The 22,580-nt window shown below is 71.3% G+C and carries 20 protein-coding genes; 12 read left to right on the top strand and 8 right to left on the bottom strand.

Going from position 1 to position 22,580, the window contains the following annotated elements; all coding sequences use genetic code 11:
- Window positions 1–114: 114 nt before the first annotated feature.
- The 6 genes from frdD to ctaD form a co-directional block, all read right to left on the bottom strand.
- Entirely contained in the window at window positions 115–456 is a 342-nt protein-coding gene (frdD, locus tag AB0C16_RS08270) for a fumarate reductase subunit FrdD (protein WP_357680269.1), read from the bottom strand.
- A complete protein-coding gene (locus AB0C16_RS08265; protein WP_357680267.1) occupies window positions 453–842 on the bottom strand; it encodes a hypothetical protein in 390 nt (129 codons plus the stop codon). Before AB0C16_RS08265 ends, frdD begins: the two co-directional genes overlap by 4 nt.
- Complete coding sequence (gene sdhB, locus AB0C16_RS08260) at window positions 839–1,693, bottom strand: succinate dehydrogenase iron-sulfur subunit (protein ID WP_357680265.1); 855 nt, start codon at window positions 1,691–1,693, stop codon at window positions 839–841. Before sdhB ends, AB0C16_RS08265 begins: the two co-directional genes overlap by 4 nt.
- The gene (frdA, locus tag AB0C16_RS08255) at window positions 1,686–3,419 is read right to left on the bottom strand and encodes a fumarate reductase (quinol) flavoprotein subunit (RefSeq protein WP_357680263.1); all 1,734 of its coding nucleotides are present in this window, start codon (window positions 3,417–3,419) and stop codon (window positions 1,686–1,688) included. Before frdA ends, sdhB begins: the two co-directional genes overlap by 8 nt.
- Window positions 3,420–3,424: 5 nt before the next feature.
- A complete protein-coding gene (locus AB0C16_RS08250; protein WP_357680262.1) occupies window positions 3,425–3,658 on the bottom strand; it encodes a hypothetical protein in 234 nt (77 codons plus the stop codon).
- 77 nt (window positions 3,659–3,735) lie between these two features.
- Window positions 3,736–5,403 carry a cytochrome c oxidase subunit I gene (gene ctaD, locus AB0C16_RS08245; protein ID WP_357680260.1) on the bottom strand — a complete coding sequence of 556 codons (1,668 nt, stop codon included), beginning with the start codon at window positions 5,401–5,403 and terminating at the stop codon, window positions 3,736–3,738.
- Between the two features lie 178 nt (window positions 5,404–5,581).
- Here ctaD and AB0C16_RS08240 point away from each other — a divergent pair, with 178 nt between their 5' ends.
- Both AB0C16_RS08240 and AB0C16_RS08235 read left to right on the top strand, forming a co-directional pair.
- On the top strand, window positions 5,582–6,412 hold the full coding sequence (locus AB0C16_RS08240) for an LLM class F420-dependent oxidoreductase (RefSeq protein ID WP_357680258.1): 831 nt from the start codon (window positions 5,582–5,584) through the stop codon (window positions 6,410–6,412).
- Window positions 6,413–6,504: 92 nt separating this feature from the next.
- Window positions 6,505–7,710 carry an aminotransferase class I/II-fold pyridoxal phosphate-dependent enzyme gene (locus AB0C16_RS08235; RefSeq protein ID WP_357680256.1) on the top strand — a complete coding sequence of 402 codons (1,206 nt, stop codon included), beginning with the start codon at window positions 6,505–6,507 and terminating at the stop codon, window positions 7,708–7,710.
- Window positions 7,711–7,752: 42 nt separating this feature from the next.
- Here the strand turns inward: AB0C16_RS08235 and AB0C16_RS08230 are convergent, their stop codons facing one another.
- Entirely contained in the window at window positions 7,753–8,265 is a 513-nt protein-coding gene (locus tag AB0C16_RS08230; protein ID WP_357680255.1) for a hypothetical protein, read from the bottom strand.
- Window positions 8,266–8,377: 112 nt separating this feature from the next.
- Between AB0C16_RS08230 and AB0C16_RS08225 the strand changes: the two genes are divergently transcribed.
- Together AB0C16_RS08225 and AB0C16_RS08220 are read left to right on the top strand one after the other, a co-directional pair.
- Window positions 8,378–9,739: an FAD-linked oxidase C-terminal domain-containing protein gene (locus AB0C16_RS08225; RefSeq protein WP_357680253.1), complete on the top strand. Its 1,362-nt coding sequence runs from the start codon at window positions 8,378–8,380 to the stop codon at window positions 9,737–9,739.
- Between the two features lie 156 nt (window positions 9,740–9,895).
- Window positions 9,896–12,316, top strand: a complete 2,421-nt coding sequence (locus tag AB0C16_RS08220) for a protein kinase (RefSeq protein ID WP_357680251.1) — start codon at window positions 9,896–9,898, stop codon at window positions 12,314–12,316.
- Window positions 12,317–12,402: 86 nt separating this feature from the next.
- Here AB0C16_RS08220 and AB0C16_RS08215 read toward each other — a convergent pair whose 3' ends face one another.
- Window positions 12,403–13,194: an arginase family protein gene (locus tag AB0C16_RS08215; protein ID WP_357680249.1), complete on the bottom strand. Its 792-nt coding sequence runs from the start codon at window positions 13,192–13,194 to the stop codon at window positions 12,403–12,405.
- A 225-nt stretch (window positions 13,195–13,419) separates the two neighbouring features.
- Here AB0C16_RS08215 and AB0C16_RS08210 point away from each other — a divergent pair, with 225 nt between their 5' ends.
- From AB0C16_RS08210 to AB0C16_RS08175, 8 genes are all read left to right on the top strand, one after another.
- Entirely contained in the window at window positions 13,420–14,052 is a 633-nt protein-coding gene (locus tag AB0C16_RS08210) for a TetR/AcrR family transcriptional regulator (RefSeq protein ID WP_357680247.1), read from the top strand.
- 53 nt (window positions 14,053–14,105) lie between these two features.
- Window positions 14,106–15,638, top strand: a complete 1,533-nt coding sequence (locus tag AB0C16_RS08205) for a carboxyl transferase domain-containing protein (RefSeq protein WP_357680353.1) — start codon at window positions 14,106–14,108, stop codon at window positions 15,636–15,638.
- Between the two features lie 26 nt (window positions 15,639–15,664).
- Window positions 15,665–17,569, top strand: a complete 1,905-nt coding sequence (locus AB0C16_RS08200; RefSeq protein ID WP_357680351.1) for a biotin carboxylase N-terminal domain-containing protein — start codon at window positions 15,665–15,667, stop codon at window positions 17,567–17,569.
- The gene (locus AB0C16_RS08195) at window positions 17,566–18,351 is read left to right on the top strand and encodes an enoyl-CoA hydratase-related protein (protein ID WP_357680245.1); all 786 of its coding nucleotides are present in this window, start codon (window positions 17,566–17,568) and stop codon (window positions 18,349–18,351) included. The genes AB0C16_RS08200 and AB0C16_RS08195 overlap by 4 nt, the downstream gene beginning before the upstream one ends.
- A gap of 9 nt (window positions 18,352–18,360) precedes the next feature.
- Window positions 18,361–20,160 carry an acyclic terpene utilization AtuA family protein gene (locus AB0C16_RS08190; RefSeq protein ID WP_357680243.1) on the top strand — a complete coding sequence of 600 codons (1,800 nt, stop codon included), beginning with the start codon at window positions 18,361–18,363 and terminating at the stop codon, window positions 20,158–20,160.
- Between the two features lie 61 nt (window positions 20,161–20,221).
- Window positions 20,222–21,028 (top strand): GNAT family N-acetyltransferase, encoded by an 807-nt coding sequence (locus AB0C16_RS08185; protein WP_357680241.1) that lies wholly within the window; start codon window positions 20,222–20,224, stop codon window positions 21,026–21,028.
- 62 nt (window positions 21,029–21,090) lie between these two features.
- On the top strand, window positions 21,091–22,110 hold the full coding sequence (locus tag AB0C16_RS08180) for a phosphotransferase family protein (RefSeq protein WP_357680239.1): 1,020 nt from the start codon (window positions 21,091–21,093) through the stop codon (window positions 22,108–22,110).
- Window positions 22,111–22,260: 150 nt separating this feature from the next.
- On the top strand, window positions 22,261–22,521 hold the full coding sequence (locus tag AB0C16_RS08175) for a hypothetical protein (protein ID WP_357680237.1): 261 nt from the start codon (window positions 22,261–22,263) through the stop codon (window positions 22,519–22,521).
- Window positions 22,522–22,580: the final 59 nt, after the last annotated feature.

The raw sequence follows: 22,580 nt of genomic DNA, 5'->3' as shown, positions 1-22,580 counted from the left end.
CTCTCTGCCCGGATCACCGGGCGCATGGCCATGAGGTATTGCCATGCGGGACGGTAGAGGGTGAGTAAAGCAATCGTAAAGAGGATTGTTGAACTGTAATGATTTCAGGACATTTCACAACAACAAGACGACAGCGGTAATCCCACCCGCGAGCGCCGCGCCGTAGCAGAGCACCGCGATGAACAGATCGAACCGGGCGATGCCCAACAACTCCTCGCCGGTGAACCGGATCCGGTGCGCGGCGTGGAACAGGCAGAGCACCACGACGACGACCAGCGCCAGCCGTACCAGCAGGAGGTCCAGGAGCGCGGTCAGGTGCGCGGCGGACGGCCAGTCGACCACGCCCAGCGGCATCAGCACCCCGAAGAGCAGCACCAGCACGGGCAGCACCAGCGCCGCCACCACCCCGCCGCCGCTGAAGAGCAGCCACAGGTACGGCTCCAGTGTCCGTTTCATGGCGACCTCAGCACGAAGTAGGCGATCAGCCCGGAGATCACCAGCCAGGCCGAGTGGTTGCCGCCCTGGATCATCCAGGCGGGCACCCGCCAGCCGTCCAGCCTGACCACGGTGGCCTTGGGCGCCAGGTTGAGGAACGTGACGGCGTGGAACGCGGTCGCGGCCAGCGCCGCCACGTTCAGGACGATCATCCAGGGCCGGGCCGCCAGCGCGGCGAACTCCCGCGTCGTCCCGCCCAGCACCGCGTCGACGAGCAGCAGCAGGAACACGACCGACCAGGCGACGAACACGCTGGTCAGCTCGCGCAGCACGAACACCGTGTAGGAACGGGTCCGGGCGAACCACAGCATGTCCCTCGGCGCCCGGTACGGCGCCCGGGCCGTCACCGCCTGCCCCAGGGCAGCACCGAGCGCAGCGCGGCGGTCAGCTTGTAGCGCTGGATGGCCTCGGCCGGGTCCACGTGCTTGGGACAGGCCCGCGTGCACTCCCCCACGAACGTGCACCCCCACACCGCCTCGTCCAGGTTGAGCACGTCGAACCGGTCGCCCATGTCCCGCGAGTCGAGGTTGTAGCGCTGCGCCAGCGCGATCGCCGCCGGGCCGAGGAAGTCGGGGTCCAGCACGTAGACCGGGCAGGCCGAGTAGCACAGCATGCAGTTGATGCACATGCTGTACTGCTTGTAGGCGTCGAGCTGCTCGGGCGTCTGCGCGTACTCCGAGGTCAGCGGCAGCTCCTCGCCCTCCCTGATCAGCCAGGGCCGCACCGACGACAGCTTGGCCAGGAAGTCGTCGATGTCCACGACCAGGTCCCTGATCACCGGGAAGCCCTTCAGCGGCTCGATCCTGATCGGCCCGTCGCCGTACTCGGTGAGGAACGAGCCGCAGGTCAGCCTGGGCTCGCCGTTGACGTTCATGCCGCACGAGCCGCAGATGCCCATCCGGCACGACCAGCGGAACGACAGGCTGCCGTCGAGCCGGTCCTTGACGTAGGCGAGCCCGTCGAGCACCGCCCAGTCGGTCATCAGCGGCACGTCGTACTCCTGGAACACCGGCTCGCTGTCCTGCTCCGGCCGGTAGCGGGCGACCTCCAGCCTGATCGTCCGCGCCCGCGCGGCCTGCCGCGGCACCCGATCGGCATCGGTCACCTGGCTGGTCGTTCCCTCACCCTCCTCGTTCGCCCCGCGGCCGGCCTGCTGCGCGGCGTCGTCCACTCCGCTCACTGCGTCGCGTTCAGTCACGGCCATAGACCCTTTCGCCAGGAGGCCAGCGGGTGATCGTCACGGGCAGCAGGCCGACCGACGGGGCGCCGTCGGGCGCGCGGTGCACCAGCGAGTGCGCCAGGTAGGTCTCGTCGTCCCTGGCCGGGAAGTCGGTGCGCTGGTGGGCGCCGCGCGACTCCCGCCTGCCCAGCGCGCAGGCCACGACGGTCCGCGCGACGTCGAGCATGGTGTGCAGCTCCTGCAGATTGATCAGCTCGGTGTTGAACGTCGTGCTGGTGTCGTCGACGCGCGCCCCCTCGGCGCGCTCGCGCAGGTCGGCCAGCGTGTCCACGGCCTTGGCGAGCACGTCCCCGGTCCGGTAGATGCCGGCCGCGCCTTCGAGCGTGTGCTGCATCTCCTCACGCAGCGCGGCGATCCGCTCCCCCGTCCGCGACCCCTCGCGCGCCCGCGTCAGCCGCCGCGTCTCGTCGTCGCCCTGACTCCGCACGGCGGGCGGCTCGCTCTCGCGGTGGACGCGGGCGAACTCCGCCGCGGCGACGCCCGCGCGCCGGCCGAAGACCAGGATCTCCGGGAGGGAGTTGGAGCCGAGCCGGTTGGCGCCGTTGATGCTCACGCAGGCCGTCTCACCGGCGGCGAACAGCCCGGCGACGGTGGTGGCGCCGTCGAGGTCGGTGTGGACCCCGCCCATCATGTAGTGCACGACCGGCCGGACCGGGATGAGGTCGGTGGCCGGGTCGAGGTTCTGGTAGCTGCGGCACAGCTCGCGGACGAACGGGATGCGGGCGTCGATCTTCGACTCGCCCAGGTGGCGCAGGTCCAGGTAGACGACCGGGCCGTACGGGGTGTCGACCGTGCGGCCCTTCTCCTGCTCGTGAACGAACGCCTGGGAGAGGCGGTCACGTGGGCCGAGCTCCATGCTGCGCAGCCTGGGCGTCGGGGTGGGGCTGCCGAGGTCGTAGTCCTGCAGGTAGCGGTAGCCGTCCTTGTTGATCAGCCAGCCGCCCTCCGCCCGCGCCGCCTCGGTGATGAGGATGCCGGTGAACGGCAGGCCGGTCGGGTGGTACTGGACGAACTCCATGTCCTTCAGCGGCGCGCCCGCCCGGTAGGCCAGGGCCATGCCGTCGCCGGTCTTGATCGCGGCGTTGGTGGTGAACGGGAAGACCCGGCCGCAGCCGCCGGTGGCCAGGATGACGGTCCTGGCGGCGATGGTCTCGATGCGGCCGGTCCTGAGGTCGACGGCCACGACGCCGTGGACGCGGCCGTCGTCGACGACGAGTTTGGTGACGTACCACTCGTCGTACCTGATGATGTCCTGATATTTCAGGGTTGTTTGGAACAAGGTGTGAAGCAGGTGGAAGCCGGTCTTGTCGGCGGCGTACCAGGTGCGCAGCCGCTTCATCCCCCCGAACGGGCGGACCGCCACCCGGCCGTCGGCCTCCCGGCTCCACGGGCAGCCCCAGTGCTCCAGCTGGATCAGCTCCCGGGGCGCCTCGGCCACGAACGCCTCGACCGCGTCCTGGTCGCAGAGCCAGTCACCGCCCGAGATCGTGTCGTAGCAGTGCTCGTCCAGCGTGTCGCCGACGCCGATCACCCCGGCCGCGCCGCCCTCGGCGGAGACCGTGTGGCTGCGCATCGGGTAGACCTTCGACACGACCGCCACCTTCAGCGCCGGGTCCGTCTCGGCGACCGCGATGGCCGCGCGCAGACCCGCCCCACCTCCTCCGACGATGAGCACATCGATCATCTGCGTCACTTCCCGCGGTCGGGTTCGCTCTGGTCTCGTACGCGCTTTCCGTCATGGCGGACGGCGGACAGGTGGATGCTGCCGTCGTGGTACTCGTGCCGGATCCTGCGGCAGCCGCAGTCGAAGAACTGGTCGCGGATCACCAGGCCGTAGCCGTCGTCGTCGAACAGGCGTTCACCGCCGGACTTCTTTCCGCAGGGAGCCGTCTCGGGGGCGAAGGGGGTTTTTGTGCCTGTCATCGCCGATCTCCTTAGATGGGCGAAAGTTTGGCGAACGTCATCTCCACACAAGCACCGTGACCTTCGATGGGAAAGGGTCAGCCGGGCGTTTCTTCGCGCGATCCGGTCTCCTTCGACTCGTGGGGGTAGTGCAGGTCGAAGGCAGGCCGTTCGGAGCGGATGGGCGGCATCGTGGTGAAGTTGTGCCGGGGCGGCGGGCAGGAGGTGGCCCATTCCAGCGAGTTGCAGTAGCCCCACGGGTCGTCGAGCGTGACCTTGGGCGCGTTGCGGGCCGTCTTCCAGACGTTGTAGAGGAACGGCAGCGTCGAGGCGCCGAGCAGGAACGCGCCCACGGACGAGATCTCGTTGAGGCTGGTGAACCCGTCGGCCGGGCTGTAGTCGGCGTAGCGGCGGGGCATGCCGATCGCGCCCAGCCAGTGCTGGACCAGGAACGTGGTGTGGAACCCGACGAAGAGGGTCCAGAAGTGCACCTTCCCGAGCCGGTCGTCGAGCATCCGGCCGGTCATCTTGGGCCACCAGAAGTAGAACCCGGCGAACATCGCGAACACCACCGTGCCGAACACCACGTAGTGGAAGTGGGCGACGACGAAGTAGGTGTCGCTGATGTGGAAGTCGAGCGGCGGCGAGGCGAGGATCACGCCGGTGAGCCCGCCGAGCAGGAACGTCACCAGGAAGCCGATGGAGAACAGCATGGGGGTCTCGAAGCTGAGATGGCCCCGCCACATGGTGCCGATCCAGTTGAAGAACTTCACGCCCGTGGGCACCGCGATGAGGAACGTCATGAACGAGAAGAACGGCAGCAGCACCTGCCCGGTGGGGAACATGTGGTGGGCCCAGACGGTCATCGACAGCCCGGCGATGGCGATGGTCGCGCCGACCAGCCCCATGTAACCGAAGATCGGCTTGCGGCTGAAGACCGGGATGACCTCGGTGATGATGCCGAAGAACGGCAGCGCGATGATGTAGACCTCGGGGTGGCCGAAGAACCAGAACAGGTGCTGCCAGATCATCGGCCCGCCGTTCTCCGCCAGGAAGACCTGCGTGCCGAGCTTGCGGTCCGACTCGAGCACCAGCAGCGCGGCGGCCAGCACCGGGAAGGCCATCAGCACGAGCATGCTGGTCAGCAGGGTGTTCCAGGTGAACAGCGGTAACCGGAACATCGTCATGCCGGGCGCGCGCATCCCGATGATCGTGGTGACGAAGTTGACCGAGCCGAGGATCGTGCCGAGGCCGGACAGCGCCAGCCCCATGATCCACAGATCGCCGCCGATGCCCGGCGAGTAGGTGGCCGTGGCGAGCGGCGTGTAGGCGAACCAGCCGAAGTCGGCCGCCCCGCCCGGCGCCGCGAACCCGCCCAGCGTGATCAGCCCGCCGAACAGGAACATCCAGTACGCGACCGCGTTCAGCCGCGGGAAGGCGACGTCGGGGGCGCCGATCTGCAGCGGCATCACCACGTTGGCGAACCCGGCGAACAACGGGGTGGCGAACAGCAGCAGCATGATCGTGCCGTGCATGGTGAACAGCTGGTTGTACTGCTGCTGGTCGACCAGTTGCATGCCGGGCTGGGCCAGCTCGCCCCTGATCACCATCGCCATGACGCCGGCCACGAGGAAGAACACGAACGAGGTGATCAGGTAGAGGTATCCGATGACCTTGTGGTCGGTCGTCGACAGCCAGGAGGCGATCACGGTCCCGGTGCGACGCCGCCTGACCTGCTCGATCGACGTCTCACGCACAGTCGTCACGGCTTGCTCCCTCCTGCTGGAGTGGTGGCCTGCCCCGATTCCCTCCCATTTCACGCCAACGATCGCCGCGCGGGAAGCGGTTCGGCGAGATTGCCCGTGCCGCGATGCTCCTCGCGCATGCCATCCATGCGTGATCGTCGCTGGTAGATCGATCGAATGGCCCGTAGCGTTTCCGGATATGTCATTGACGATCGGACTTCATACGCCGAACGGCTTCGCCGGTGCGGATCGGCACGGAGCCGCCCGCATCGCCGGGCTGGCCGAAAAGCTGGGCTACGACTCGCTGTGGACCGCAGATCACGTCGTGCTGCCCAGTCCCCAGGTCGAGCCGTCGCCGCTCGACCCGGACGCGCCGCTGCTCGACGTCGTCGTCTCGCTGGCCTTCCTGGCCGCGCACACCGAGCGGATCCTGCTCGCGACCGGCTGCGTCGTTCTGCCACAACGTGATCCGCTCGTCCTGGCCAAGCAACTGGCCAGCGTGGACGTGCTGAGCGGCGGGCGGCTCGTGTTCGGCGTGGTCGCCGGGTATCTGGAGCCCGAATTACGGGCGCTGGGCGTGCCCCTGGCGCAGCGGGGCGCCCGTACGGAGGAGTACCTGAAGGCCATGCGGTCCCTGTGGGAGGACCCGGCGCCGGCCTTCCACGGCCGCTTCGTGGAATTCAGGAACGTCGACGCCTGGCCGCGCCCGGTTCAGCGGCCGGTGCCGGTCGTGATGGGCGGGCACACCCCGGCCGCGCACCGGCGGGCGGCCGAGCTGGCCGACGGGTGGTACGGCTGGATGCTGGGTCTGCGGGCGACCGCCGCCCAGCTGGAGTCGGTGCGGAAGGCCGCGGCCGGGCGTCCACTGCACATCTCCGTCACCCCGGCCCGCCGGCTCGACCGCGACACCGTCCGCGCCTACGCCGACCTCGGCGTCGACCGGCTCATCGTGACGCCGGAGACCGGCCTGTCGCTGGCCGAGCTGGAACGATTCGTCGAGCGCAACGCCCCGGAGCGCGTCCTCGGCTGAGCCGCCGCCATCCACATCGCGAAACCGGTTCCTGGCCGGGGGGCCGCGTCTTCTATCCTTCGTATCCGTACCGATCGGAGGAGAAAGATCTCGTGAACGCCCAGCGCGACTACGCCGCCCTCGTCCAGCGTGGCCTCTCGCTCGACCTGACCCGCGGCAAGCCGTCCCCGCGCCAGCTCGATCTCTCCAACGACATGCTCCGGTTGCCTGCCTCCTACCGGGCGGCCGACGGGACCGACGGCCGTAACTACGGCAACCTGCAGGGCCTGCCCGAGCTGCGCGAGCTGTTCGCGCCGCTGCTCCAGGTGCCGGCCGCGCAGCTGGTGGTGGGCGGCAACGCCAGCCTGGCCATGATGCACGACACGATCGTGCACGCCCTGCTGTCCGCCGTCCCCGGCGCGGCCCGCCGCTGGGTGGAGGAGCCGGAGATCACGTTCCTCTGCCCGGTCCCCGGCTATGACCGGCATTTCACCATCTGCGAGCGGCTCGGGATCACGATGGTGGCCGTGCCGATGGGCGCCGACGGCCCCGACATGGACGTGGTCGAGCGGCTCGTCGCCGCCGACGCGAGCGTCAAGGGCATCTGGTGCGTGCCCAAGTACAGCAACCCGTCCGGCGTCGTCTACAGCGACGAGACCGTGCGCAGGCTGGCCGCCCTGCCGGCCGCCGCCCCCGACTTCCGGATCTTCTGGGACAACGCCTACGCGGTGCACCACCTCACCGACAGGCCCGCCGAGCTCGCCGACCTGCTCGCGCTCTGCGCGGAGCACGGCCACCCCGACCGGGCGTTCGTCTACGGCTCCACGTCCAAGGTGACGCTGGCGGGCTCCGGCGTGGCGTTCTTCGGCTCCTCGCCGGCCAACGTCGAGTGGTTCCTGGCCAACACCGCCAAGCAGTCGATCGGCCCCGACAAGCTCAACCAGCTGCGCCACGTGGAGTTCCTGCGCGACGCCGAGGGCGTGGCCGGGCACATGCGGCGGCACGCCGAGCTGATCTGGCCCAAGTTCGAGCTCGTCGACCGGGTCCTGGCCAAGGAGCTGGGCGGGCTCGCCGAATGGACCAGCCCCCAGGGCGGCTACTTCATCAGCCTCGACGTGCCGCACGCCGGCGAGGTCGTGGCCAAGGCCAAGGCCGCGGGCATCGCGCTCACCCCGGCCGGCGCCACCCACCCCTACGGCGCCGACCCCGGCGACCGCACGATCAGGATCGCGCCCACCTACCCCGAGCTGGAGGAGCTGGAGCAGGCCATCGCCGGGCTCGCGGTGTGCGTGCGTCTCGTCGCGGAGGAGCGGGGCTGACGCCCCCTCGCGGCCGCCCTCTCACTCCGCAGGGGAGGGCGGTCAGGCGCGGCTACGCCGGAAGCCGAAGATGTACTCCCGTGTCTCGCTCGGGTGGAACGAGACGCCGACGCCGGGCTCGAAGGCGACGTTGTCGCGCCGGCAATAGTGGAGGCGCTCCCAGACGCCGAAGGCCTGCTCCCTGGCCGGCGCCTCGGCCAGGTCCCGCTTGCGCGCGCCGTACGAACCGGTCACCTGCAGCACGCCCATCAGCCAGAACACCCCTGTCAGGCAGAACGGCGCGAGCAGCACCTCGCCCCAGCCGGTGTCCTTGCCCATCGCGATCACGAGCGCGACCACCAGGTGGATCAGGGCGGCGACGATGAGCAGGATGTAGCCCTGGTTGCGGACCCACGGCGTGTAGTGGCGGCTGGGAAACGACAGCCAGACCGCGAGCTGCGTGCGGCTCATCAGGTGCTTGGACGCGCCGAGCGACGCCGCCGTGGGCAGGTCGGCGATGTCGCGCTCGCCGGGCAGCCGTACGCGTCCGATCCGGTACGTGGTGCCCTCGGCCACGGTTCCCGGGACGGAAGCGACCTGGTCAGCCTGGGCACACATCGGGCACATCACTTTCACCCGGGCAGTCTGGCCTTAAGCACCGGTCCACGCAAACCATAGGCTTCTATGTGTGAGACCGATCGAAGCCTTGGTGAACAGGCTGCCTGAGGGCCGTGTTCTGACCGACCCCGACGTGACCGACTCCTACGCGCGCGACCGCACGTTCGTCGAGCCCGGCAAGCCCCTGGGTGTGGTGCTCGCCGCCTCCCGCGACGACGTGGTGACCACGCTGCGGTGGGCCACCGAGCACCGGGTGCCCGTGGTGCCGCGCGGCGCGGGCACGGGCCTGGCCGGCGCCGCCACGGCCACCGACGGCGCGATCGTGCTCTCGCTGGCCAGGATGACCGCCATCAGGGAGCTCTCCCCCGCCGACGAGATCGCCGTGGTCGAGCCCGGCGTGATCACCGCCGACCTGGACAGGGCGGCCAGGGAGCACGGGCTCATGTACGCGCCGGACCCGTCGTCGTACGAGATCTCCACCATCGGCGGCAACCTGGCGACCAACGCGGGCGGGCTGCGCTGCGTGAAGTACGGCGTGACCCGCGACTCGGCGCTCGGCCTGGAGGTCGTGCTGGCCGACGGGCGGATCCTGAACACCGGCCGGCGCACCATGAAGGGCGTCACGGGCTACGACCTGACGGGGCTGTTCGTCGGCTCCGAGGGCACGCTCGGCGTGATCACCGCGGCCACGCTGCGGCTGCGACCGGCGCCCGCCGCGCCGCCCGCGACGTTCGCCGCCGAGTTCGGCTCGCTCCGCGACGCGGGCGCGGCGGTGTCGGCGATCATGGCGGCCGGCTGCCAACCGTCGCTGATGGAGCTGCTCGATCGCGCCACGCTGGAGGCGATCGACGACTGGCGCAACATCGGCCTGGAGCCCTCGACGAACGCCATGCTGATCGGCCAGTCCGACGCGTCCGACTCCGAGGCCGTGGTGCGGCGGATGGAAGGGCTCTGCGAGGACAACGGCGCGTCGTTCGTCGCCGTCTCCTCCAGCCCGCAGGAGACCGACGAGCTGATCGGCCTGCGCCGGATGGCCTACCAGGCCAAGGAACGCCTGGGCGCGTGCCTGGTGGAGGACGTGTGCGTGCCCCGTTCGGTGCTGCCCGACATGATCACCGCGATCGAGGCGGCGGCGGCCCGGCACCACGTGCGCATCTGCACCGTCGCGCACGCCGGCGACGGCAACCTGCACCCGGTCTTCATCTTCGAGCACGGCACGGCCGAGCCGCCCCCGGCCGTGTGGGCCGCCGCGGACGAGGTCTTCACCCACGCCCTGAAGCTCGGCGGCACGCTGACCGGCGAGCACGGCGTCGGGCTGCTCAAGCAGCGCTGGCTGGCGCTGGAGACCGGGCCGCTCGCCCAGGAGGTGCAGCGGGGCATCAAGGCGGTGTTCGACCCGCTGGGTCTGCTCAATCCGGGCAAGGCCATCTGAGCCTGCTCCGACCTGCACCTGTATCGCCGGGAAACGCTGACATCCGTCGTCAAAACATGAAAGATTTGGCACGCTCCGGGCAACGCACCAATCGTCACGCTGGTAGCGTTTTGCCCCAGCTGTCGATCTGTCATGTGTGGTCTTGGGGGTCCCGACGTGAATCAGTACCAGCCGTTGGCGGCGGACGACCCGCGGCGGCTGGGGGCGTACGACCTCGTCGCCCGGCTCGGGGAAGGCGGTCAGGGGGTCGTCTACCTCGGCAGGAGCGGATCCGGCGAGCAGGTCGCGGTCAAACTGCTGCATCACGCCTCCGTCGCCGATCCCGAGGCCCGAAGCCGGTTCCTCCGCGAGGTGGCCGTCGCGCAGCGGGTCGCCCGGTTCTGCACCGCTCCCGTGCTCAACGCCGACCTCGAAGGCAGCCGGCCGTACATCGTCAGCGAGTTCGTGCCCGGCCCGTCGCTGCGCGAGCTGGTCATCAACGAGGGCCCGCGCCGGGGGGCCGCCCTCGAACGGCTGGCGATCAGCACCGCGACCGCGCTGGCCGCGATCCACCGGGCCGGCATCCTGCACCGCGACTTCAAGCCCGCGAACGTGCTCATGGGCCCCGAGGGCCCGGTCGTGATCGACTTCGGCATCGCCCGCGCCCTGGACTCTCCCGGCGCGACCGCCACCGGCATGGCCATGGGGACGCCGTCCTACCTGGCGCCCGAGCAGCTGAGCGGCGCCGTGGTGTCGGAGGCGGCCGACGTGTTCGCCTGGGGCGTCACCATGGTGTACGCCGCCACCGGCAAGCCGGCCTTCGGCGCCGACTCCATCCCGGTGGTGATGCACCGGATCCTGCACGAGCCGCCGCAGCTCGGTGGGATGGAGGGGGCGCTCGCCGAGGTCGTCGAGGCGTCGCTGTCCAAGGATCCCGCGCAGCGGCCCACGGCGGACGAGCTGATCGTCCGCCTCACCGGCCAGCCCTTCCCCTCCACCGGCCTCGCCGGCGCCCAGCCCCTCCCCGCGCCGCCCGGCACGGGTTCTCAGCTCCCCGGCACGGCCCCCCAGCCCTTGGGCACGGGCCCCCAGCCGGTCGGCCCGGGGCAGCCCGGGGGTTCACAGCCTGTCGCCGGCGCTCAGCACGGCACCGGTGGCCCGCCGTGGCCGTACGCCCAGCCGAGCCAGCCGCCCGCACCCGGCGGCTCTCTGGCCTCGTGGATGCGTGCGGGGACCGATCCCCAGCCCGGCCAGGCAGGCTCCCTCGGCCACCCGGCCGCTGCGAACGGCCCGGCCGGCCCCATGCCCGCGGGCCCTCCCGCGCCCAGCGGCCCACACGCCGCCCCCGGAGTCCGGCCCGGCGCAGGCGGCCGGCAGCCCCACTTCGGCCCGGGCCCGGGCGGCCCCCAGATGCCCGGCCAGTCCCCGGCAGCACACCAGGCGCCTGGTGCCGGCCCCGCCGATCACCAACCATTCGGACAGGCCCCCGCCACACCTCCGACGCCCGGCCACGGACCCGCCGCACACCAGGCACCCGGCCACGGACCGGCTGACGCCCAAGGGCCCGGACAGCGGGCGGCGGCGCACCAGGTGGCCGGGTACGGGCCTGCTGACGGCCAAGGGCCCGGACAGCACCCCGCCGCGCACCAGGCACCCGGCCACGGGTCTGCCGACCGCCAAGGGCCCGGACAGGGGGCGGCGGCGCACCAGGTGGCGGGGTACGGGGCCGGTGCCGGTCAGGTGGGAGGCACGGGCCCCGCGGCCGGCCCGAAGCAGGGGGACCGCTCGGCGGCCAGGCAGCGGCGCACGCTGACGTTCGCCCTGTCGGGGGCCGCGGCGGCGGCCCTGCTGGTGGTGGTCGGAGCGGTCGTGGTGCAGGCCAACAGCAAAGCCGGGATCGTGCCCGTGGGAAACACCACCCAGACCACGGACGACGCCGGCGACGGGCAGCCCACGGACGCGCTGGGCGACGACCCGACCCCCGAGGTGCCGGACGCCGACACGATCCCCACGCCGAGCCTCGACGAGCCCACGAAGAGGAGGACCAAGGCGGTGGTCACCCCCCCGCCCAACCCGGTCACCGTCTACCAGACGAAGAAGCCCACCACCAAGAAGCCGACCCCCACCCCCACGCCCACGAAGACCAAGAAGCCGTCGGACATGGTCGATCCGGACGCCGAGCCCACGGAGGCTCCGACGGTGGGCCCGACCGTGCAGCTGACGAAGGCCCGCAAGCGGCCACCGGCCACCACGGTGACCGCGACCCCCAAGCCGAACCCGTACACCCCCGCCAAGGTCTGCGGCTCCGGCTACAAGGTGATCAACAAGCGGGCACTGGGCGACGGCGCGACCGTCTACCTGCTGTACAACACGACCGCGGGCAAGAACTGCGTGGTGACCATTTCTAAGCTGCTGTATCCGGGCAAGGTCCAGATGAACGCCATCCTCCAGGTCAAGGGCGGCTCCAGCGCCGGCGACCCGGGGAGGTTCAGTGCCTACGCGGGGCCGGTCCGGCTGGCGGCCAAGCAGAAGTGCGTCATCTGGGGCGGCTCGTGGGGCTCGCACTCCTGGAAGTCCGGCTGGAGCCACTGCACCTGACGACCCGCGTGTGTGACCGTCGCTGTTCTTGGTCGGTCCACTAATCGGGCACAACGCAACCTGCACATACGCGGTGAGGTCGTCGGTTAGAGGGGAAGCGCGGCCCCCAACCGTCGGATCACCTCGGCATCGCCGGCATCGCTGGGGCGGCCTGACGGCATATGCTCAGTGATGGCCGCTCCGACCACGTTGTTCAGACGCGAGACCAGATCGATCAGCCGTTGCGGCGGCACCCCGTCCGGTTCGGGATAGCCGATGGAGCCGAATTCCGCGGGGTCGAGCACGTCCAGATCGATGTGGACGTAGACCGGACCGGTGAGACCGACGAGCACCTCTTCGAGATCCTCGACGCCGTATCGCCGGATGCCTGCCTTCTCGATGTACTTGTGTTCCGCCGCGGCGCCCGCCCGTTCTCCGGCGATTATCACCTGCTCGGGCACCAACGGCTTCTTCGGAACAAGCGGTGCCGGTCCTTCGCCCAGCAGCGTACGCAGCACCATCCCGTGGAACGAGCCCGACCGCAAGGTCTGCGGAGTGTAGAGGTCGGGGTGCGCATCGATCCACAAGACCGTCAGTCGGTCCCCGTGCCGGTCGCGGGCGGCGATGATCGGTGCCAGATCGACTCCGCAGTCACCACCGGTGGTGACCACCACATCATCGATGTCGGCCAGGGCCTTCTGGGTCAGCCGCAGGTTTTCCACGAGCACGTCGAGCCCGCGTACCCCGGCATCGGGTTTGCCGCCCGTGTCGAGCACCGGCACCGTGACCCGGGCGTCGGCCGGCATCAGCTCGGCGGTCCGATGGGCGCCGGACGCGAGCCGCGGCGAATCGCCTAAGCCGGATCCTTGCCACTGTGGCACGCAGAGCACTGTCGTCATGCCCGGGGAGCATAGGTGCCGCGTGATCACACCGCAATCAGTTCCGAGCGTCGACGATCGTGCTTGCTCGATGTGCTCGACCGCGGCAGGTAAAGGGGGCAGGTGGAGCCAGGCGCCTCGTCCGTCGAGCCCGGGCGGCGTGATGTACCCACTCCGGGTCCAGCCTGCGCGCAGGAGGCGCGAGGGCCTTTCGCGTGCCGGGGGAGGGCGCGTAGGGTAGTTGACGTGATCGTCAAGTCTGAGGCGCTGACAGCTCGCGGGCGGCGGACCAGGGCCGCGCTGGTGCAGGCCGGGCGGGAGGCGTTCGACGAGCACGGGTACGAGGCCGCGCGCATCGACGACGTCTGCGCCAGGGCCGGGGTGTCGCACGGCACGTTCTACACCTACTTCGACTCCAAGGAGTCGCTGTTCGGTGAGGTCGCCGGGGCCGTGGTGGGCGAGATGTTCACCGCGAGCATCGTCGGGCCGGCCGCGCCCGGCGACCCGTACGCCCGGATCGAGGCGGCCAACCGGCTCTACCTTCGCGCCTGGGCGGCCAACTCACGGCTGGTCAGGATGCTGGAGCAGGCCGCCCTGACCGAGGACGGCTTTCGCGACCTGCTGCTGGAGCTGCGCGAGGTGTTCGTGCGCCGGGGCGCCGACGGGCTGCGCCGGCTACAGGAGCAGGGGCTGGCCGACCCCACCCTCGACCCCAGGCTCACCGCGATCATGCTCGGCGGCATGGTCGAGCACTTCGCGCACGTCTGGCTCGACCTGGGCGAGCGGGCCGACGAGCGGACGGCGGTCGACCTGCTGACCAAGCTCTGGGCGCGGGCCATCGGCTTGACGCCCACGTCAACCATGGAGGCGAGCCAGTGATCAGGAGCGACCTCGACCCCACCGCGCCCGGCCACCTCGAACGGCGGGCGGCGATGCTGGCCAAGCTGGCCGAGCTCGACGCCGAGCAGGCCAAGGCGGTCGCGGGCGGCGGTGAGAAATACGTCGAGCGGCACCGCGGGCGGGGCAAGCTGCTGGCCAGGGAGCGGATCGAGCTGCTCGTCGACCCCGACTCGCCGTTCCTGGAGCTGTCGCCGCTGGCGGCGTGGGGCAGCGACTTCCCGGTGGGCGCCAGCGTGGTCACCGGGATCGGCGTGGTCGAGGGCGTCGAGTGCCTGATCTCGGCGAGCGATCCCACGGTCCGGGGCGGCGCGTCCAACCCGTGGACGCTGAAGAAGTCGCTGCGGGCCGCCGACATCGCGCTGCGCAACCGCCTGCCGTTCATCAACCTGGTGGAGAGCGGCGGGGCGGACCTGCCGACGCAGAAGGAGATCTTCATCCCGGGCGGCCGGATCTTCCGTGACCTGACGCGGCTGTCGGCCGCCGGGATCCCCACGATCGCGCTCGTGTTCGGCAACTCCACCGCGGGCGGCGCGTACGTGCCCGGCATGAGCGACTACGTGGTGATGGTGCGCGAGCGGGCGAAGGTGTTCCTGGGCGGTCCACCGCTGGTCAAGATGGCGACCGGCGAGGAGTCCGACGACGAGTCGCTGGGCGGCGCCGAGATGCACGCGCGCACCAGTGGCCTGGCCGACTACCTGGCCCTGGACGAGCACGACGCGCTGCGGATCGGGCGGCGGATCGTGCGCTCGCTCAACTGGCGCAAGCGGGGCGCCGAGCCGCTGCCCGTGCGCGAGCCCGCCTACCCGGCGGAGGACCTGCTGGGCATCGTGCCCGAGGACCTGAAGATCCCGTTCGACCCACGCGAGGTGATCGCGCGGATCGTGGACGGGAGTGAGTTCGAGGAGTTCAAGCCGCTCTACGGCACCTCCCTGGTCACCGGGTGGGCCACCCTGCACGGCTATCCGGTGGGCATCCTGGCCAACGCCCGGGGCGTGCTGTTCAGCGAGGAGTCGCAGAAGGCGACCCAGTTCATCCAACTGGCCGGCCAGTCGCGCACGCCGCTGCTGTTCCTGCAGAACACGACGGGCTACATGGTCGGCAAGGAGTACGAGCAGGGCGGCATCATCAAGCACGGCGCGATGATGATCAACGCCGTGTCCAACTCGACGGTGCCGCACCTGACCGTGGTGATGGGCGCCTCGTACGGAGCGGGCAACTACGGGATGTGCGGGCGGGCCTACGATCCGCGCTTCCTGTTCAGCTGGCCCAGCGCGAAGTCGGCCGTGATGGGGCCCGCCCAGCTGGCCGGGGTGCTGTCGATCGTCGGGCGGGCCTCGGCCCAGGCCCGGGGGCAGGTCTACGACGAGGAGGCCGACGCGGCGATGCGGGCGATGGTGGAGGCGCAGATCGAGGCGGAGTCGCTGCCGTTCTTCCTGTCCGGGCGGCTCTATGACGACGGGGTGATCGATCCGCGCGACACCCGCACGGTGCTGGGGTTGTGCCTGTCGGCGATCAACAGCGCCCCGGTGCCGGAGGCGGCGGGATACGGGGTGTTCCGGCCGTGACCACTCCTCTCATGATCACTCCTCTCGTGATCACTCGCCTGCTGGTGGCCAACCGGGGAGAGATCGCCCGGCGGATCTTCCGCACCTGCCGGGCGCTCGGCATCGAGACCGTGGCCGTCCACTCCGACGCCGACGCCGCCGCGCCGCACGTGGCCGAGGCCGACTACGCGGTGCGCCTCGACGGGGTGCTGCCCGCCGAGACCTACCTCGACATCCCGAAGATCATGGCGGCCTGCCGGGCGTCCGGGGCCGGCGCCGTGCACCCGGGCTACGGGTTCCTGTCGGAGAATCCCGCCTTCGCCCAGGAGGTGCTGGACGCGGGGCTGGTGTGGGTGGGGCCGCCGCCCGCGGCGATCGCCGCGATGGGCTCGAAGATCGAGGCGAAGCGGCTGATGGGCGAGGCCGGTGTGCCCGTCCTGCCGTCGCTGGCGCTGGAGGAGCCGCTCGCCGCGCCGGCCTGGGAGTATCCCGTGCTGGTGAAGGCGTCCGCCGGCGGCGGCGGGCGGGGGATGCGCGTGGTCCGGGCCGCTGCCGAGCTCGAACGGGAGGTCGCGTCCGCGCGGCGCGAGGCCATGGCCGCGTTCGGCGACGGGTCGGTGTTCGTGGAGCCGCTGCTGGAACGGGCCCGGCACGTGGAGGTGCAGATCCTCGCCGACCGGCACGGGCACGTGTGGGCGCTCGGCGAGCGGGAGTGCAGCATCCAGCGCCGGCACCAGAAGGTCGTGGAGGAGTGCCCCTCGCCGGGGATCGGCGAGGCGACGCGGGCCGTGCTGCTGGAGGCCGCGGTCAGGGCCGCCCGGACGATCGGGTACGTGGGCGCCGGAACCGTGGAGTTCCTGGTGCGGGGCGATCGGGTGGCGTTCCTGGAGATGAACACCCGGCTCCAGGTGGAGCATCCCGTCACCGAGCTCGTCTACGGAGTCGACCTCGTCCGGCTGCAACTGGAGATCGCCGAGGGGGCCGCGCTGCCCGCCGGGCCGCCGGCGCCGCGCGGGCACGCGATCGAGGCGCGGCTCTACGCGGAGGACCGCGACTACCTGCCGCAGACGGGGGTGCTGCGGCGCTTCGAGATCCCGGGTGACGTCCGCGTCGACTCCGGGGTGGAGTCGGGCTCGGTGGTCTCGCCGTACTACGACGCGATGCTGGCCAAGGTCATCGCGTACGGGGCCGGCCGCGACGAGGCGACGAGGAAACTGGCGACGGCGCTGCGGCGGGCCAAGCTGCACGGGGTCACCACGAACCGCGAGCTGCTGCTGGACATCCTGGACAGCCGCGCGTTCCGGGCGGGCGACACGCACACCGGGTTCCTCGACGAGCACCGAGCCGGGCCGGGCGAACCCGGCGAACCGGCCGAGCTGCCCGTCCTGGCCGCCGCGCTCGCCATGGCCGCCGCCAACCGGCGCCGGGCCGGGGTGCTGGGCAGCCTGCCCGGCGGCTGGCGCAACGTCCGGTCGCAGCCGCAGCGGGCCCGGTTCGAAGAGGCCGAGGTCGCCTACCAGCCGCTTCCCGCCGGCGTCACGGTCGTCACCGCCGAGCCCCATCGGGTCGTTCTGGAGCGCGACGGTGTCAGGCACTCCTTCGACGTCGCCACGTACGACAACGTGTGCGACGACGCGTACGTCGACAAGGTGTACGTCGACTCGGCCGCCGGGGCCGTCGAGCTGACCCCGGTGCCGAGGCTGCCCGAGCCGGTCGAGCACGTGGCCCCCGGATCCCTGCTCGCCCCCATGCCCGGTAGCGTGCTGCGCGTCGAGGTCGCGCGGGGTGACCGCGTCGTCAAGGGGCAGCCGGTGCTCGTGCTCGAGGCGATGAAGATGGAGCATCAGATCACCGCGCCGGCCGGCGGCATCGTCTCTGACGTGCCCGTGGAGAAGGGCCGGCAGGTCGAGGCGGGAGAGGTGCTGGCGATCATCCAGGAGAGGGACTCATGACACGGCTGGTGCACAGGGAGCTCGCGAACGGCGTCGCGACGATCACGCTCGACTCGCCGCCCAACCGCAACGCGCTGTCCGTGCGGCTGCTGAGCGACCTGAAGGACCGGCTCGACTGGGCGCTGGCCGAGCCCGAGGCGCGGGTCATCGTGCTGACCGGCACCGGCCGGGTCTTCTGCTCCGGCGCCGACCTGAAGGAGCAGCGGGCCGATCCGGCCTCGGGCGCCGCGCGGGCGCCGGTGACCGGGTCGTTCCCGGAGATCCTCGCGCTCATCTGGGAGAGCCCGAAGCCGGTCGTCTGCCGGCTCAACGGCACGGCCAGGGCGGGCGGGCTCGGCCTGGTCGCCGCGTGCGACCTGTCGATCGCGCCGCTGACCGCCTCGTTCGCGTTCACCGAGGTACGCCTGGGCGTCGTGCCCGCGATCATCGCCGTGCCGGTGCTGCGCAGGCTGGACTCCAGGGCGGCGGCCGAATACTTCCTGACCGGCGAGGTGTTCGACGCCGCCAGGGCCGCGGAGATCGGGCTGCTGACGCGGGCCGTGCCCGAGGAGGAGCTCGACGCGACGGTCGCGCGCTACGCCGAGATGCTGGCCAAGGGCGGCCCTGAGGCGCTCGCCATCACCAAACGGCTGCTCAGGGACCTTCCGGAGGTGCCTTTCGAGGAGGGGCTGCGGCAGATGGCGGAGCTGTCGGCCGAGCGCTTCACCTCCGAGGAGGGCCAGGAGGGCATCGCGGCCTTCATGCAGAAGCGTCCCCCGAAATGGGTTCCGCCCGCCCTGTGAGGAGCAGCCATGTCCACCATCGCCGGCGCTGGGGAAGCGGCTCGGACGCCGTTGCGCATCGCCAACTGCAGCGGCTTCTACGGTGACCGGCTGTCGGCCGCGCGCGAGCAGGTCGAGGGCGGCCCGATCGACGTGCTCACCGGCGACTGGCTGGCCGAGCTGACCATGCTCATCCTGGCCGGCAACCGCCTCAAGGGACGTCCCGGCTACGCGACGACGTTCCTGAGGCAGCTCGAAGACGTCCTGGGGACGTGTCTCGACCGAGGCGTCAAGATCGTGACCAACGCCGGCGGGCTCGATCCGGCCGGATGCGCGGAGGCCGTCCACGAGCTGGCCGCCAGGCTGGGCCTGTCGCCGAGGGTCGCCCACGTGATGGGCGACGACCTCACCGGCCGCGACCTCGACCTGGTCAACGCCGACACCGGCGAGCGGCTGGACGGCACCCCGCTCACCGCCAACGCCTACCTGGGGGGCCGTCCGATCGCGACCGCCCTGTCGGCGGGCGCCGACGTCGTGGTGACCGGCCGCGTGACCGACGCCGCCCTGGTGACGGGCCCCGGCATCTGGTGGTACGGCTGGCAGCCCGGCGACCTCGACGCCCTGGCCGGCTCGGTGGTGGCGGGCCACGTCATCGAGTGCGGCTGCCAGGCGACGGGCGGCAACTACGCCTTCTTCCAGGACGTCCCCGATCTCGCCCACTGCGGCTTCCCCATCGCCGAGCTGCACGCCGACGGCTCCTCGGTCATCACCAAGCATCCGGGCACCGGCGGCCTGGTCTCGACCGGCACGGTCACGGCCCAGCTGATGTACGAGATCGCCGGGCCGCGCTACCCCGGCCCGGACGTGGTGGCCAGGTTCGACACGATCACCCTGTCCGACGACGGGCCCGACCGCGTCCGCGTCTCCGGCGCGCGCGGCGAGCCGCCGCCCGGCACGCTCAAGGTCGCGGTCAACTACCTGGGCGGCTACCGCAACACGATGACCCTGGTGCTCACCGGCCTCGACATCCCGGCCAAGGCCCGGCTGGCCGAGGAGGCCGTCTGGGCCAGGGTGCCACGCGACTCCTTCGACCAGGTCGACGTCACGCTCAGCGACTCGGGGCTGCTGCGGATCACCGTGATGGACTCCGACCGGCGCCGCGCCGGTCGTGCCTTCTCCTCCGCCGTGGTGGAGACGGGGCTGGCGAGCTATCCGGGCTTCTACGGCCTCACCCCGCCGGGCGACGCGTCACCGTACGGCGTCTACTGGCCGGTGCTGGTGCCGGCGGGCGAGGTCGAGCCGGAGGTCTTCCTGGACGGCGAGCGGCTCCCCGCCTCCGCCCCGGACCCCGCCGCTGTCTCCTCCATCGCTGTCTCCTCCGCCGGGGTCCCCGGCCGCCCGGAGGAAGGGCCGCGGGACACGCCGGCTCCGAACCCGCCGGCCGGCCGCACCCTCGACGTGCCGCCCGGCCAGACCGTCGGCATCCCGCGTGGCCGTACCGTCGAGGTGCCGCTGGGGCGCGTCGTGGGGGCCCGCTCGGGCGACAAGGGCGGCAACGCCAACCTGGGGGTCTGGGTGCGCACGACCGAGCAATACACCTGGCTGGCCGGTCACCTCACCGCCGGCCGCCTGCGGGAGCTGCTGCCCTCCCTGGCCGGTCACCGCATTGACCGCTTCGAGTTCCCCAACCTCAACGCCCTGAACTTCGTCGTCCACGGCCTCCTCGGCCGGGGCGTGGCGGCCAGCCCGCGGATGGACCCGCAGGCCAAGGCTCTGGGCGAGGAGCTGCGCGCCCAGCCCGTCGCGGTGCCCGAGGAACTGCTGCCGTAGCGGCGGCCGTACCAGCATAAATCGGTTTGAGCGGGCCGGTGGATGCAGCAGGATGGCGCGCATGGACATACGGCGTCTCACCCCTGATGACCTGGACGATTGCACCCGCCTGGCCAAGGATCGCGACTGGCCGCCCGAGCGGCACAAGTGGGCGCTGCTGTTCGAGGTCGGCGAGGTCTACGGCATCGACGCGGCCGACGGCGACGGGCTGGCCGCGACCAACATCCTGACCCGCTACGGCGACGACCACGCTGTGATCAGCATGGTGCTGACCGCCTCCCGCTACGCCCGCCGGGGGCTGGGCCGCGCGCTGATGGAGCACGTGCTGGAGCGGGCGGGCGACCGGACGGTCTCGCTGCACGCGACCGAGAACGGCCGCCCCCTGTACGAACGGCTCGGCTTCCGCACGGTGGGCCGGGTCGCCAAGCACACCGGCGTGTTCCGGGGCGAGCCGTCGGGCGCGACGCGGCCCGCCACCGAGGACGACCTCGGCGAGATCCTGGCGCTCGACGCCGAGGTGTTCGGCACCGACCGGTCGCGGCTGCTGCGCCGGATGTTCGGCTTCGGGGAGCAGGTACGGATCGCCGACGGCGGTTTCGGGCACTGCTGGCGCAACGACGACAGCGTGGTCATCGGCCCCGTCGTGGCCCGCGACGAGGAGACCGCCCGGGCGCTGATCGGCGATCTGGCGCTGCACGCCGGCGGGCCGGTGCGCATGGACCTCGATCTGGCCCAGGAGGAGCTGGTCGGGTGGGCCGGTCGGCACGGCATGGGCGACCCGTGGCAGGTCTCGCTCATGGTCCGCGCCGGCGACCTGCCCGGCGACCGGGCCCGCCAGTTCCTGCCGTTCATGCAGGCTCTGGGTTGACCACGTCGGCGCGGCTCTCGTAGGGTCGCGACCAGAATATGATTCGGTCCTGAAGGGCGACCATGACCTCCACCCACATCGACGTCAACGCCATCGACTTCGACGGGCTCGGCGCGTGGATGGACGCTCAGGGCCTGCCCGGCGGCCCGATCACCGGCACGGTCCCGGTCGCGGGCGGCACCCAGAACGTCATGGTCCGTTTCGAGCGCGGCGGCAGCCCCTACATCCTGCGCAGGCCCCCTCAGCACGCCCGGCGGAAGAGCAACGAGGTGCTGCGCCGCGAGGCGCGCCTGCTCGCGGCGTTGCACGGCACGAGGGTGCCCGCGCCGCGGCTGGTGGCCGCGCAGACCGAGCACGAGCCGGTCTTCTACCTGATGGAGCCGGTCGAGGGGTTCAACCCCTCGCTCGGGCTGCCGGAGCCGCACGCCGCCGACCCGGCCATCCGGCACCGGATGGGGCTGGAGGCCGCGGCGGCGCTGGCCGAGCTGGGCCGGATCGACCCCGCCGTGCTGCCCGGCTTCGGGCGGCCGGAGGGTTTCCTCGAACGGCAGGTGCCGCGCTGGCTGGGCGAGCTCGACTCCTACGCCCGGCTCGACGGCTATCCCGGCCCCGACATCCCGCACCTGGCCGAGACCGCCGCCTGGCTGGAGCGCCACCGCCCCGCGACGTTCACGCCGGGCGTCATGCACGGCGACTACCACTTCGCCAACCTGATGTTCGCCCACGACAGCCCCCGGGTGGCGGCGATCGTCGACTGGGAGATGGCCACGATCGGCGATCCGCTGCTCGACCTCGGCTGGCTGCTGGCCACGTGGCCGGCCAACGACGGCCACGTGCCGGGGCTGCCGTCACCCCGGGAGATGGTCGAGTGCTACGGCGCGCTGTCGGAGCGCGACCTGTCCGCCGTCGACTGGTACGCCGTCCTGGCCTGCTTCAAGCTCGGCATCGTCCTGGAGGGCACCCACGCGCGCGCCTTCGCCGGCCAGGCACCCAAGGAGATCGGCGACCTGCTGCACGCCACCACGCTGACCCTCTTCGCCCGCGCCCGGCAGATCATCGACGGGCTGCTCGACCGGACCTGACCGCACGGGGGCCCGTACAGGGCGGCCCACCCGGACCAGCAAATTCCAGAAACTCACGATATATGCCGATTTTTCATGAAACGATCACGTATGACCTGAAAAGCCGTACAATTGCGCGCAATTGCAGTTAACCTCGGGGAAGGATTGTCCATGCGCATGCGGTTCCTCGGCTCCACATCGGAGGCGGGCGCCTGCCCCACCCTGTACGAGACCGACCGCGGCACCATCGTCGTACAGGGCCTTCAGCTCACCGATCCTCAGGCGCTCGCGGATCTGCGCGACGTGCTCGACGGCGAGACCGCGGTCGAAGTCCCCCGCGAGCTCATCACCGAGATCGCCCGCCGGGTCCTGCCCGACGGCTCGGCGACCGATCGGCCGAGCTCCCTCTCCGCACCTACCGCGACCGCTTAATCACAATTGCGCGACTGCCCCTGGCATGATCGCCCCAAGCGGGTCTAGCCTCTTGGCGC

Origin of the sequence: Nonomuraea sp. NPDC048916 (genome assembly GCF_040649575.1) — a bacterium.
Taxonomy (GTDB): domain Bacteria; phylum Actinomycetota; class Actinomycetes; order Streptosporangiales; family Streptosporangiaceae; genus Nonomuraea.
This window is presented reverse-complemented; position numbering and strand designations above follow the sequence as displayed.